Source organism: Acinetobacter sp. ABJ_C4_1, assembly GCF_044538495.1.
Lineage (GTDB): Bacteria > Pseudomonadota > Gammaproteobacteria > Pseudomonadales > Moraxellaceae > Acinetobacter > Acinetobacter nosocomialis_A.
Genome location: NZ_JBIUCQ010000001.1, coordinates 447,368 through 462,616, shown reverse-complemented (window position 1 = coordinate 462,616; position 15,249 = coordinate 447,368). Strand labels below are relative to the sequence as shown.

Genomic DNA, 15,249 nt, shown 5'->3' with positions numbered 1-15,249 from the left:
AATAAAAAAGGAGCTGAATAATCAGCTCCTTTTTTGTACTAAATCGACAAATTAAGTCAATTGAGCAGCAACAATTTTCTTAGTATCTACTTTATCAGCAGCATTTGTATATTCGCCCATTTGGTCGAAATTCAAATATTTGTAGATGTCAGCAGACATACTGTCAATTTGAGCTGCATATTGTTGGTATTCTTCTGGAGTTGGTAATTTACCAAGTACAGCAGCAACAGATGCAAGCTCAGCAGATGCTAAGTAAACGTTAGAACCTTGACCTAAACGGTTAGGGAAGTTACGTGTAGAAGTCGATACAACAGTTGTGTTCGGCGCAACACGTGCTTGGTTACCCATACATAATGAACAACCAGGCATTTCTGTACGTGCACCAGCACGGCCATAAGTGTTATAGAAGCCTTCTTCCATTAACTGATGTTCGTCCATACGTGTTGGTGGAGCCAACCATAAACGAGTTGTTAATGAACCGCTTGGTACTTTTTCAAGTAACTGACCAGCAGCACGGAAGTGACCAATGTTAGTCATACAAGAACCGATAAATACTTCATCAATTTTGTCGCCTTGAACGTCAGAAAGAAGTTTTGCATCATCTGGATCGTTCGGGCAGCAAAGGATAGGTTCTTTGATGTCTGACAAATCAATTTCATAAACTTTAGTGTATTCAGCATCAGCATCAGCTTTAAGTAAGCTTGGGTTTGCTAACCATTTTTCCATGTTTTCAACACGGCGAGCCATAGTACGAGCATCACCATAGCCTTGTGAAATCATCCACTTAAGCATTGTGATGTTAGAACGTAAGTACTCAGCAACTTTCTCTTCAGAAAGTGTGATCGCACAACCAGCAGCTGAACGTTCAGCAGAAGCATCAGAAAGTTCGAATGCTTGCTCAACTGTTAAGTCAGTTTCCATTTCTGTTAAGTCGATTTCTAAGATACGACCAGAGAAGATGTTTTTCTTACCTTTTTTCTCAACAGTAAGATCGCCTTCTTTGATTGCATAGTAAGGAATCGCATGTACAAGGTCACGTAAAGTGATACCAGGCTGCATTTTACCTTTGAACTTAACAAGAACTGATTCAGGCATATCAAGCGGCATTACACCAGTTGCAGCAGCGAAAGCTACAAGGCCAGAACCTGCTGGGAACGAAATACCAATTGGGAAACGAGTATGCGAGTCACCACCAGTACCTACAGTATCTGGAAGAAGCATACGGTTTAACCAAGAATGGATAATACCGTCGCCTGGACGTAAAGATACACCACCACGATTCATGATGAAGTCTGGAAGTGTATGTTGCATTTGTACGTCAACTGGCTTTGGATAAGCAGCAGTGTGACAGAAAGATTGCATTACTAAATCAGCAGAGAAGCCCAAGCAAGCTAAGTCTTTTAACTCGTCACGAGTCATAGGACCAGTTGTATCTTGAGAACCAACTGTAGTCATCTTAGGTTCACAGTAAGTACCTGGACGGATACCTTGACCTTCTGCAAGACCACATGCACGACCAACCATCTTCTGAGCTAAAGTGAAACCTTTGCCAGTGTCAGCTGGTTGTACTGGAGTACGGAACAATGTAGATGGAGCTAGACCTAAAGCTTCACGTGCTTTAGCAGTTAAGCCACGACCAATGATCAAGTTAATACGACCACCAGCACGTACTTCGTCTAAAAGTACTGGAGTTTTAAGTTCAGACTCAGCGATTTGTTCGCCATTTTTGAACGCAGTAACTTTTGCAGCAGCATGATCGATTTTAAGAGTAACTTCGTCACCCATGTTCATGTTAGAAACATCGATCTCTACTGGTAATGCACCAGCATCTTCCATTGTGTTAAAGAAGATCGGAGCAATTTTACCGCCTAAGCACACACCACCGTCTTTTTTGTTTGGAATGTGAGCAATTTCATCACCAAAGAACCAAAGCACAGAGTTTGTTGCAGATTTACGAGATGAACCTGTACCAACAACGTCACCTACATAAGCAACTTGGTTGCCTTTAGCAATAAGTTCTTTAATTTGGTTTAATGGACCAACTTCACCTGGTTTTTCAGGGTTGATACCGTCACGCTCGTTTTTCAACATTGCGTTTGCGTGTAATGGGATGTCTGGACGGCTCCACGCATCTTGAGCTGGAGACAAGTCATCAGTGTTTGTTTCACCTGTTACTTTGAACACAGTGATTTTGATTTCTTCTGGTACGTCTTTACGGCTAGTGAACCATTCAGCATCAGCCCAAGACTGTAAAACAGCTTTTGCATTAACATTGCCAGCTTTAGCTTTATCAGCTACGTCATGGAACGCATCAAATACAAGTAAAGTTTTTTTCAATGCTTCAGCAGCTAAGCTCGCTAATTCAGCATCATCTAGAAGCTCAACTAAAGGTGCTACGTTATAGCCACCAAGCATAGTACCTAGTAAATAAACTGCACGTTCTTTAGAAACTAGCGGAGATGTCGCTTCGCCTTTTGCAATCGCTGCCAAGAAAGCTGCTTTTACGTAAGCTGCTTGGTCAACACCTGCAGGAACACGGTTTTCAAGCAAATCAACCAAGAATGCTTCTTCACCTGCCGGTGGGTTTTTTAATAACTCAACAAGTTGAGCAGTTTGAGCATCATCAAGTGGCTTCGGTGGGACTCCGAGTGCGGCACGTTCAGCAACGTGTTGGCGGTAAGCTTCTAGCACGGTGTTCATTCCTCTTTTTTTAAAAAATTACTTGTAAATTCCAGCTTTCACAAAGCTTCACAAGTAATATGGACTACAAAATTTTACTAGAGTTCAAGCTAAAAGTTAATGCGCGCGGGGTGTTTCTCCGTGATGCCCATTATTTTGTAACTAAATACCCCTGTGTAAATAATGATCTTAATGACTGACTTATCATGCGATATTTTGATTTGAAAGAACACTCCACCTTAGTGGAGTGTTGACGATGTCTTGTACACTTAGAACTTTTTGTAGTTTGGCATTTTGTCGTGTGGTGTAACTAAGCACTCACCTGCCATTTGTTTTCTAATTTTTTCTTGTAGGGCTTCTGGGTTAGTTTTTAGTTCATCTTGTGGAATAGCATAAACTTTTTCAATAATATTCAAGATGAATTTTTTGGTGATCTCATCTTCAATTTTATTTGCATGTTCAACCGCTTGAGTCTTTTCAATTGCTTGCTGACGATCAAACACAATACTTCTAGCTGCATTTCCAACACTTGTACAAAAGCCATGCCATTGTTCTTCAGGTGTTAAAGGTTTTTTCTCTGTACAGCCGACTAACAACATACCCATCAAAACAAATAAAACTTTTTTCATCATTACTCTACACAGACTAAGCTGCCCACATCATACTGAATCTGACAAACTTTGCAAAAACTGCCATAAAAAACCGAGATAGAAATTCTCGGTCTTTTATAGGAAGTGTTAGAAATACTGATTTATCAATTCAGATTAATTAAAAAATTTAATATCAGTAGGCGTAGATATTTTTGCAGCATCGCCAGCAGGTTTTAAGCTACCGCTTTTTGCATCAAAGCGGAACAAACTAATATTATTACTGTATACATTCGTCACATACAGATATTTACCAGTCGCATCGAATGAGAAAGCTCGTGGTTCAATACCATTAGCGTTATAAACGACTGGTTGATCTAGCAAGCCATTTTGTTGAATTTTAAATACCAAAAGTTTGTTGTCTGCACCACGATTGGCAGCAATTACATATTTGCCATCTGGACTAAGGATAATTCCACTCGCACTTTTAAATTCGGGGGTTTTATCTTCATGTACCAGCTTTAGCTCAGCAATTTTTTTCAAATGTCCATCTTGTACATTAAACGCCACAATTTCACTTCGCATTTCTGCGGTAATGTATGCATGCTTGCCATTTGGTGAAAAGACCATATGACGTGGACCAGACCCATGAATAAACGTCACATCTCGGCTACTATCCGCTTCAAGTGGTTGCGTTTTACTTGGGTTATAACGAAAGGTATAGATTTTGTCATTTCCAAGATCGCTCGCATATAAATACTTACCATCTGGGCTGAAAGTTGTCGAATGTGCATGACCACTTTCCTGACGACCTTTGACATGACCAGAACCTTCTGCGAACACAATATTTTGTACCATTTCACCTAAATGTCCATTTGGCAAAATTGGCAAAACGGCTACGCCACCACGACCTTTATCGAATGCGGAATAGTTCGATACAAACAGGAACTTACCATCTAAACTAATTGAGGCATGTGTTGGATGTCCACCATGGCTATCCACTGTGTTCAGTACCTCTACCTTTCCGTTTTGAACTGATAAAGCAGTGACTTCCCCTGAGTTTTCTTCATTTGTTGTATATGCAAAACGGCCATCTTTCGATTTTACAATCCATGAAGGACTTTTCATTTTTAATACTTTAACAGGAGTTAAAGTCCCATCGGTATTCACTTGAAGCTGGTACAAACCTTCACTGGCCTGTTTTGGTTTTTGCACAAGTGGTGCATTAGGAATTGATGTCCAGGTTCCCACTAAAGCGATTTGTCGATCTGCAGCATTCACAGCGTTACCCCAACCAAGTGATAAAAACATCACTGATAAGGTTGTTGTTAATTTTTGAATTAGCCCATGATATTTAACATTTGGCTCGTTATCCCTATTCTCTTTAATTTCAACACAAGTATCTTTTTTCACTGGCATTTCCTTGGAAAACTCACCTTATTTGCAATGATCAACAAGGCATTATCAATCTAATTTCATTTAATGATTCTGAAAATTAATTTATAAAACTGCAGTTTTCAAGTGAATTTTCTTTAATAAAAAAACCTATTTAAAGCGTGACTCCTGCTCAAAAATTGATGATCTATATGATTAATAGCCAACTTTTTAAAAACCCTATAAAGATTTAATAAAATAAAAGCCCACTGAAAGTGAGCTCTTAATTCATACATTTAGAAACGCCAGTTGTAGAATAAGTCGATTGCTCTTTCTAAAGACTGACTTGCTTCTAAATATAAACGGCGGTTCATTTGATAACGCAAAGTAAGCTTGTTGACTGGGGTAAATACACCAACACCATAACGAATGAATAAGTCAGGGGTAATATATCCAGTTAAACTTACCTGAGTATCATCCCCTGTACCTTGAGCATCTAGTGCAAGTCCACTTAAACCAAAAGTACGACCAATTTGATTCGTTAAAGCACGAGTACCACCTAAGCCCATACTAATACCAGCCGCAGCGATTGTATTGTTTACATCAGATTTAAAACCTTCTGAATTACTTAAACCGCTAGAACCCTCATTAATACGCCCTGTTACCAATGCATTTAATGCTTCTTGTTCAGATAAGCCTGCATCGTTATAAACTTGAATGTTTGGTGATGATGCAGTACCTGTGACACGAACACCCACCATACTGCCCTGAACATTCTTATTCGCATCAATATCTAAAGTCGGGTTTGCCAATGGACCATTGAAACGGGCAATTGCACGGTTTAAATCTAAGCTTTGACCATAAGCTTCAATTTTCACTTTTTGGCTCACACCAATAGCACCCATTGCGCGCATTGCAGTTTCATAACCACGCTGAGTTAAGTTCAAACGACCTACTAAAGGAATATTACTGTTAAAGCCTTGGAAGATAACCTGATTACCAATATTTACCGAAATATCGGCACGAATATCCCAAGGTTTAGCTGCGCGTAAAATTGCAAGTGGATCTTGGCCTTGACGGACAATACGAACATCTGAAGATGTATTAATGACAGGTGCCGTTGTTTCAGGCATTGAAATACGTGCACGAGGGACATCTACCGATCCTTTCAAACTTAAACGTTTATCGAAAGGATACATATCGAGTGACAAATTCGGATTTGCAATTGCGGTAATTAAAGGTGCTTGGCGTACCAGTAGGTTATCACCTTTTAAGTTCAACTGTAGACGTGGTGAATCTTTCCAGTCGAAACTACCTTTAAGTAAACCTACCCCTTGTCCACTGTTAAATGCACCATCAATTGTTGCCATATCCTGACGAATAGACGAGTACACTTGTACATTGGTTAGGTTCACTGGCAGGGAAATCATACTGATCGCCCCGTTTTTCAAACGCATTTCACCCGTAAATTGCGGTTGGGTTAATGTACCATTCACTTTACCTGCTAAGGCTAAGGTACCACTCATTGAACGCACATCTTGAATGAATGGTTTTAAAACTTTTAACTGTACATCGTTAAAGGCCACCTCACCACGCATTGGCATAGAGGGTTGGTATGGATTAATAATGACATTTGCATAGCCAGTACCAATATCAGGTGTTTTTACATCAACACGTAACAATAGGCCATCTGAAATACTCTTCGCGATTACGCTCAGTTCATCATAAGTTAACGTGGTTGGTGGGTCTTGAGGGTCTTCTGCTGCTAGACCTAGCTCACCTTTTCGTGTCACTAAACGTGCATCAAGTTTAGGATGTCCACCATTTACCCAAGAAGCTTTTGCATAGCCATTGAGTTGACCCGTCATTGCCAAACCTTCTGGCATAAACGCAGCAAAATCGCCTAAATCCAGATTTTGGGTAACAAATGAAATATTACCCTGTGCTTTACTTACACGTACAGGTTGGTCAAGACATAATTGACTGTTTCTACTTTGCCAACAATGTTGTCCCACATATAGCTCAGAACGTGCTGATGAGAAAACAACAGGTGCATTTTGATTTTGTGCTAAACGAATTCGACGCGAATCAAAACTACCTTTTTGAATTTGACCTAACCAATCATTATTCTGGTTTAAACCGCCTGCTAACTGCACATAGAACTTAGAAACATTATTATTCGCCTGCACTTTTAATAAGTGCGCTTTTCGTGTTCCAGCCAAATTCAGCTCAGCAGACTGGATTAGACGGCTACCACTACGTAAATTGTCTAGCTTTGCTGTGAGTTGAGTTGGTGTTGTTTCAGAAGTTGGAAGTTCACCCTGTACACGCAGTTTTTTAATACTCACTAAATTAGTATAGGCAAAGTTATCAACTGCAATATTAGCTGTAGCCTTCAAACGTGGTTGAGATTGGACACTCAAATCTCCATACGCACGGCCACTTAAACCAGGATACAACTCATAAAGTGCAGGTGCATTGAGCTTAATTTTTAAATTCTGCGCATTACCAGTCGCTTGTAACTGGTTCTGTGCATACACTAAAAATAGATTATTCGCTTCAAATTGTTGAGGTAAAAAGCCCTTTTGGTTCGAATCCATAAGGACAGATAAGTTACCTTTACCTCTCACTGGCTTGTTATTCAAAAATCCTGCAAGATTCAATTGTTGAATATCAATACGCTTTAACTTATCAGACCAAACACCTTGTGTTTTTACATTTCCTGAAATTTCGCCTTTTACACTAGAAACAAAATATTGAGGTTTAAAACGCACAAGCGAACTATTGATATCCCAAGCAATACGGTCTTTTAAATTTAATGATCCAGTCGCATAGATTTTTCCAGCAACACCATCATGTTGTAACTGGTTAATTCGAATAAATTCTGGAGTACCTGCAATAGAGAACTTTAATAATCCATTAGCCTGATTAAGTGCTTTTAAAGATCCATCATAATTAACGGCAAAACCTCTAAAACCGCCACCAGCTTTAACATCATTAAATAATAAAGCTGCTGTACTTTTTCCAGCTAGCGCAACACTTTCTTGGTTTGCTTGAGCCAATTGACCTTTTAAATCAATTTTTTCAAGTTGAATAATTTGTTGATTTGGCTTCGCAAAGCCATTTGCTTTGATTGACCCATTGAGTAGGTTAACCGGTGCAGCTGCATGAATACTTTGTGGATTAAAGTCTTTTGCATTTAATAAGGCATTCCATGCCAGCTGACGTTTTTCAGTAGGCAAGAAAACTTTGGCCTGACCTGAGAGGCTACCTTTTTGAGCCACAAAATTAAAACTAGGAACATTAAGAATATTATCTTTAACATTCAACGTTGCCAGATATTGCCCTGCTGGTAATAAAGTCTGTTCATGCTGATATACTTTTGTCGAGACTTTAATATCTTGCTGACCATCTCGCAAAGTCAGATCAACTTGACCACTATCACTGCTTAACCAACCTATATATGGCATAGCACGGTCTATTTTTGACCAAGCCACATTCATAAACATTGGCTGAGGTTTTTTATTCTTTTCAGGAGCTTGGTTTAATTTAAGTTTCCAAGACTCGTAGCGGTCAAAGTCTACATTCGCTAATACTTCAGTGCCTTTTTCTAAAGAACCCGTTGAAGAAACGGCTGCATCCAAACTTGGTGGCAAGAAATCCTGAACGACTTGAGGAATCGCTTTATCTTTAGGATTAACATGATCTAAACGACCTTTTACATCCCAAGTGACATGATCTTTCCAGTTCACTAACCCTTTAAGGTTAATTACACCTTTCATGACCTGACCATTAAAGTCAGTAATATTCAGCTGGTGAACCAAATCGGTATTCATTAAGGCGTTGTATTGGCCTTCAGGTAAATTCTCACCTTTTAAATCTGTATCAAGTGCTAAGTTTAGTTGTTTCACATCACCCTGAAACTTGATCACACCATTTTTAGCAAATAATTTTTGTTCGGCCAGTAAAGGCAAGTGATAGTTTTTAAATAACAATGCACCTTGCATAGGTACTTCATGACGAACAGGATGTAGAACGACCCAACCTGTTAATAAATCTGGTGTTGTAGTTGCTACACCAGCTTGCAAGGTGTCTAAACTTCCTCGGGCTGCCACTTTAATATTTTGGATATTTAAACTTTTTAAAGAAGGAATTCTTAAATCTGCAGTCGCATTAAGTGGATATTTACCGCTAAAGTCCATATTTCCTGTTGCGTTATGAACAGAAAGATACCCCATGTCCATACTTGAGTTTTCAAACTTCAGCTTTGTCTCTGACCACAACGCATCATTTAGATGAACATCATGAAAATTTACAACAGAACCTGAATTTTTAATTTCTAAATGATCGACATCTGCCTGATCTACCCGCAGCACAAATGGCAATTTAATGGGTTTAAATCCAAATGGTTTATCTGATGGCGGAGCTTTATTAATAATGATTAAGTTACGTACATCTGCATTACTCAAATGCACTTCTTTTTCTAATATTAAAGAACGCCACCCTAAGCGAACATCAGCTCTATCTAAAGTAACATCGACTTCTGCTAACTGAACAATAATATTTTTAAGGATAATTCCTTTAAGTAAATTACCCCCTTCATATTCATATTTAATAACTTGCTGCGCCTGTAAAACACGATCTAATAAGAAACGGCTTCCACGGTCAGTCGACATCATAATAATGATAGAAGCAACAAGTAATAAAAGTATGATTAATATCGTCAGCAAGAAGCTACGCAAAATGCGTCGCTTCTTAGGAGAGTCAGGTGCCGAAGTGGGCTGCTGTTCTACTTCCGCCATAAAATAAACCTAATAAAATTTTATTTTTAAAGTTGTGGACCAATAAAGAAATGCAAACGAATCGGATGATTATCATCAGAAATACCTGAAGCCACATCTAAACGAATTGGTCCAATTGGTGACTTCCAACGAATACCGACACCAACACTATAAGCACTCGGATTACTAAAATTCTTATCGTAAGCATTACCAAAATCAGAAAAAACAGCTGCGCGCCAACCCTCTTTGAATTGATAGTTATATTCCAAAGAGCCTATAGCTAAAGCTTGTCCACCAATCTTATATCCATTTTCTTCTGGTGAAAGACTTTTATAATCGAAACCACGAATTGTCTGATCACCACCAGTAAAGAATCTTAAATTATAGGGAACTTTATCAAATTCATCGGTAAAAATATAACTAAGATCAGATCGCCCCACAAACTGATGGTTATCGTTTTCACCCAAAGAATAAATAAATCTCCAACCCGCTGTTGCAATCGCCATATTAGCATCGGAAAGTAGACTACTACTTCCCAGTTCTATCTTATAGCTTTGTTTAAATGCTTTAGTTGGGTTTAAACGTGTATTACTCGAAGTTTTAGATGTTTCATAACCGAATAACAAGGCTTCTTGTTCTGATGCAGCAGCTTTAAAAGCATCTGGTAACTCAGAAATATCAACATCCCCTTTTTGAGTTAAACGGTCCAGACGATAACGTACGCCAATCGTATGTTGCCAATTTCCTAATGGCTTTTTAATAACTCGCTCACCACCCAATACGGCAGATTCAGTTAATAAACTCACATCAGGACCGATATTATCTCTAGTCTCGCGCTCATAACCACCTACAATGTTAAAGTAATCATTTAATGGGTGCTTATAAGGAATACTATAGCGGCCGTCTATAGACTGACGAATTTGTGAAAGTTCAAAGTTGGCGTCAAATGAATGACCATATTCATTGACAATCGAGCGGCGATATTGACTACGTAAACGAGCTCCCGTGTCAGTACCATAACCAACACCTGTTTCCAGACTATTTAATTTGTCAGCATTTAAAGTCACAATCACAGGAATTCGTTTTTCTTCACGTGCTTGGGCTTGTAAACGGTCTTGTTCCGATTCTTGTTCTGCGTGTTGTACTGCAGCAGTTTTTAAAGCAGCGGGGGCCGCAGCTAATTGTGGATTTTCAGTTCCAGCAAATTGTTTTTCGTCCACGACATTTTGAGTGACTTCTTTACTAGATGAAGCTAACTGTCGAGCTTTAGCAAGCTGTTGTTGCTCAGGAGAAAGCAATTTCGATTCATCAATAGTGACATTTTGCTGATCGACCAATGCTTGCAAATCTGGCGGTAATTCAAGTGGTTTTTCAATTGGGTCAGGTTTAATTGAATCGACCAAAGTGTAGTTAAAATAACGCGAGTTAGTCAGGTTATTGGCTAAAGCATTTACACGCCAGAATGTGTAGTCATCACCCTCTTGCCAAGGTGCCATACTTTCCAGAATTTTTAACTTGATTGGCAATGGTTTTGAAGGATCGCTCATACGAAACTCAACCTTACCCAGCTTATAACGCTCACCTGTTTCATACTTGAGATTAATATCTGCTTTGTTCTCAGGTTGGCTTACTTTCACATCATGTAAACGCCAGTATGCATCAAAATAACCGTTATTCGATGCAGCATCGACAATTCGGCTTTTAGTTGTTTCATACAGACCATGATTAAAAATATCACCTACATCTTGGTCTGGCACTAAACGAATAACCTGAAACTGTGGCTGTTTTGCACCAGCTCCACTAAATTCAATGTTTTGTTCATTAATTCGTACAGGCTCATTTGGAGTAACGTTAACACGAACGCGGCTTGCACTTAATTTTTCAAAACGAAACTCAGCATTGTAATAACCCACAGCTTGGGCAGCTTGGTTACTTAAACTTCTAAGCTGAGGTAACGCGGAATTAAAATCTTCAAATGATTCTTGGGTAAATGTAGATAATTTGCCTTTAATATTTTTAGCAAGATCATCCGGAGCTCCACTGACCTCAGCAGTAATACGAGGAATTTGTTCCATCGGTATCACACGTGGTGGACGGATTTTATTTATTATTCGCTTAAAGAAACCTTTTTCTTCGGGTGGTTCTTCAGTCGCAGCTGTAAGCTCGGGTAAAGTTTTTCCTGTTTCATTTGCTTCAACTACAATCTTACTATCCGATTGAATCTCACTCATGAGTTGGTCAATATTTACAGGTGCTTGAGTAATTTCATGTAATTCTGCTTGAGATGCATCATTGACCACCATTTCTGGATGTTTTTGCGTTCCATTTTGGAAGTTTTGCGCTTCAGTTTTTGCCTCTTCTGCTACCCGATAAATTTCATTTGCCATGTTCTGGTCAACAGGCATAACAGGTAAGTCATCAAGGTTATCAAGCGTGATTGGCTTAAATTCTTCAATCTGATTTGGAAATTGTTCTTGTTGTTGCAATATAGCCAAGCTATCTTGTTGTTGCTGCGCTTGAGTTACAAGAGTCGCAATATCAGTAATCGGAACATCGTTTGGGTGATTTGTATTTGTTTGTTGTAATGATGAATCAGCTACCGTCTGGTTTGCGACTGGTGTTACAGTATCAGCCGAACTTTGAGCATAACAAGGATTAACACATAAACTTAACAATAGGCTGCTACAAATAAGTTTAGGTATACTCTGCATTTTCAAGATTAAATGCATAGAGTGAGAAAGAGTTGACTGTTTAAACTTAATTTTAGAAGGCATGGAAAACTCTAAACTTATTTTTTAATAAACGCACCAATATGAGGATAAAACTCACTCGAAACCATTGATTTTTCATTTAATCAAGCGTTAAAAATATCATACATGGTTTTCGATGCAAATTAACACTCCGTCACATTTTTTAATAAAACTCAATGAAGCTTGCACATGATGAAACAAGATGAATCCCTGATGACATCACGTCGGTTTGTACCGATGTTTTTTACACAGTTTTTTGGCGCATTAAATGACAATGTTTTTAAGCAAGCTTTATTGTTAGTCATTACGTATGGTTGGATTCAACAACAATCTGCCCCAGTAAGCACACTCAATAATTTAGCAGCATTATTATTTATATTGCCATATTTCTTTTTCTCGGCAACAGCTGGGCAAATTGCAGACAAATATGAGCGCTCACAACTTGTGCGTGGCATAAAAATATTAGAAATCATCATTATGCTCATTGGTTCTGCTGGTTTCTTATTGGGGCATTTATGGTTGCTTCTTCTCGCTTTATTCTTAATGGGAACACATTCCACATTTTTTGGACCTATTAAATATGCCATTTTGCCTGAAATTTTAAAACCGAATGAACTCATGTCGGGCAATGCCTTATTTCAATCCGGTACATCGATGGCAATCTTGTTCGGAATGATCTTAGGTGGTGCCGTAATTGCATCATCAGAAGGTAATTTACTGTGGATTAGTCTGACTGTAGTCACTATTGCTTGTATAGGCTATGTGTTTAGTCGTTTTATTCTGCCTCAAAAAGTTGCTGCGCCAGATTTAGATATTGACTGGAACTTTATTCGTACAAGCTTCCAAACCATTACATATGCCAAAAGCTTACCGTTAGTGTTCACAATTTTATTAGGTAACTCATGGTACTGGTTTTATGGGGCGACTTATTTAACGCAAATTCCACAGCTGACTCAGCAAAATCTCCATGCATCAGAAAATGTGGTTAGTCTATTACTCACGTTCTTCTCAGTCGGAATTGGTGTCGGTTCATTACTTTGCCGCAAAATTGGTGGTTCAGAAATTAATATTAAAATGGTGCCAATCGGTGCAATTGGCCTTACTGTTTTTGCACTTTACCTTGCAGCCAGTCTAGCTTTTGTACCCGAAAGAACTGGTGCATTACTGACGTTAAAAGATATTTTCACTCAAGGCTGGGTTTACTACCACGTCATGATTGCTGTGACTTTATTGGGTATTAGTGGTGGTTTTTATATTGTTCCTTTATATGCCATGATGCAGGCTTATTCGCCTCGCTCCCATCGTGCCCGAGTGGTTGCAGCAAATAACATTTTAAATGCTGTATTCATGGTTTCTTCTGCAATTTTCTCAATCTTAATCTTAAGTGTTTTAAAAATTGATATTAAAATACTATTTATTATTACAGCTGTACTTAGTGCAATCTTTAGTATCTGGCTTCTTGCCCGACTAAAACCAATGCTTGCCACAGCACATCTTTCTTTGGAGGACTAATTTATGCGCCACTACACGGGAATTGATCAACTTATTAACTCCTTTGATCAGGCATTGCGTAGTCTTGTTCCAGGTGCAACATCAGCACAGCGCCAAAACCCAGCTGAAACGGCTGAAACACAACTTGGTGTAGAAGATGCTCGCCATGTTGCAGGCCTCATGCGTGTTAACCATAGTGGTGAAGTATGTGCTCAAGCGCTTTATCATGGACAAGCATTAACGGCGAAATTACCGAATGTACGCCGTGAAATGCAACAAGCAGCAATTGAAGAACAAGACCATTTAGCTTGGTGCGAAGACCGTTTAAAAGAGTTGAATAGCCATACAAGTTTATTGAACCCAATCTGGTACGGCCTTTCATATGGTATGGGCGCTCTTGCAGGTATTGCTGGTGATAAATATAGCTTAGGTTTTGTTGCTGAAACTGAACGTCAAGTCAGCCTTCATTTGCAAGATCACTTAAATCAGTTACCAGCTCAAGATGAACGCTCTCGTAAAATTTTAGAGCAAATGAATGAAGATGAATTACATCATCGCCATACAGCGCTTGAAGCAGGTGGTGTTGAATTACCTTATGCAGTAAAAATCAGTATGACCGCCATTTCAAAGTTAATGACTAAAACGAGTTATTATCTTTAAAAAACAAAGGATTGATCTCATTTAGATCAATCCTTTTCAAATATTATTTTAAGCCGTGATCATATTTGAAACGTTCGATATCTCGAATTGAGTTCCAATAGTTGCGATTAATACGGTCACGATCAATTTGTAGTTCTCTTAAAAGCTTGCGATAACGTTCACGCTCTTCTGGCTTTAATTTTTCGTTATAAGCACTGTCCGAATACTGCTTAAACTTTTCGTCATAACGGTCGTATTCATTTTTTGCATTGTAGTAATCTGAGGCAGCTCGATAATAAGGTCTTAAACGATTACGCTGCTCGATTGGACATACATTAATATTCCCATTCCCTTCTAAAGCATTATAAAAAATGTTTGCTGGCTGGCAATAATACCCTAGACCTTCTTTATATCCACGTTCATATGACTTTTGATCTGGAACAATATTGGCTTTTCCACATGCTTTGTAATATTGATCTAAACGCGGTGAAGACCCCTTTGAACCATCTTTCTCACCCACTAATGACCAATTCGCAGTCTTACATTCTTCTACGCTCATTGCAGCACAACCTGAAAGGCTGATTGCTAAAATGGCTAAACCGATATTTTTCATATTAAGAAAACTCAAAAATAAAATTTAAAAACGCAAAAAATAAAATTCCAGTACATGTGCTATATAAGCCTTGCTCAATTCAAGATTTATAAATAAATGTTTAACTGGATAAGCATTTAAGTTTAAAGCAGTTTGACCATCTCACCAAATGAGAAGCTTAAATTTTTAGCTTTGTTTAATTTTAAAAAGAGAAATCAGTAGAATTTTATAATGCGCTGACTGCTCTTATACGCTAATTTTACTTTAAAAATTGATTATAAACATGAGACTCAATATATTGATTATAAATATAAAAAATCAAATTACTCATAAAATATTGTTCAACCATCTTTACT

General features: G+C 38.5%; 8 protein-coding genes. 2 read left to right on the top strand and 6 right to left on the bottom strand.

Annotated elements, in window-relative coordinates:
- Positions 1–51: 51 nt before the first annotated feature.
- From ACIF8R_RS02095 to ACIF8R_RS02075, 5 genes are all read right to left on the bottom strand, one after another.
- Positions 52–2,691, bottom strand: coding sequence for a bifunctional aconitate hydratase 2/2-methylisocitrate dehydratase (locus tag ACIF8R_RS02095; RefSeq protein WP_396478768.1), 2,640 nt, complete (start codon positions 2,689–2,691; stop codon positions 52–54).
- 257 nt (positions 2,692–2,948) lie between these two features.
- Positions 2,949–3,311, bottom strand: a complete 363-nt coding sequence (locus ACIF8R_RS02090; protein WP_396478766.1) for a hypothetical protein — start codon at positions 3,309–3,311, stop codon at positions 2,949–2,951.
- Between the two features lie 132 nt (positions 3,312–3,443).
- Entirely contained in the window at positions 3,444–4,679 is a 1,236-nt protein-coding gene (locus tag ACIF8R_RS02085; RefSeq protein ID WP_396478764.1) for a lactonase family protein, read from the bottom strand.
- 257 nt (positions 4,680–4,936) lie between these two features.
- The gene (locus ACIF8R_RS02080) at positions 4,937–9,442 is read right to left on the bottom strand and encodes a translocation/assembly module TamB domain-containing protein (protein WP_396478762.1); all 4,506 of its coding nucleotides are present in this window, start codon (positions 9,440–9,442) and stop codon (positions 4,937–4,939) included.
- A 26-nt stretch (positions 9,443–9,468) separates the two neighbouring features.
- The gene (locus ACIF8R_RS02075) at positions 9,469–12,195 is read right to left on the bottom strand and encodes an autotransporter assembly complex family protein (RefSeq protein ID WP_396478760.1); all 2,727 of its coding nucleotides are present in this window, start codon (positions 12,193–12,195) and stop codon (positions 9,469–9,471) included.
- Between the two features lie 165 nt (positions 12,196–12,360).
- Between ACIF8R_RS02075 and ACIF8R_RS02070 the strand changes: the two genes are divergently transcribed.
- A complete protein-coding gene (locus tag ACIF8R_RS02070; protein WP_396478758.1) occupies positions 12,361–13,683 on the top strand; it encodes an MFS transporter in 1,323 nt (440 codons plus the stop codon).
- 3 nt (positions 13,684–13,686) lie between these two features.
- Positions 13,687–14,322, top strand: coding sequence for a 2-polyprenyl-3-methyl-6-methoxy-1,4-benzoquinone monooxygenase (gene coq7, locus ACIF8R_RS02065; RefSeq protein WP_396478756.1), 636 nt, complete (start codon positions 13,687–13,689; stop codon positions 14,320–14,322).
- Positions 14,323–14,365: 43 nt separating this feature from the next.
- Here the strand turns inward: coq7 and ACIF8R_RS02060 are convergent, their stop codons facing one another.
- Complete coding sequence (locus tag ACIF8R_RS02060; RefSeq protein ID WP_045543973.1) at positions 14,366–14,914, bottom strand: DUF2799 domain-containing protein; 549 nt, start codon at positions 14,912–14,914, stop codon at positions 14,366–14,368.
- Positions 14,915–15,249: the final 335 nt, after the last annotated feature.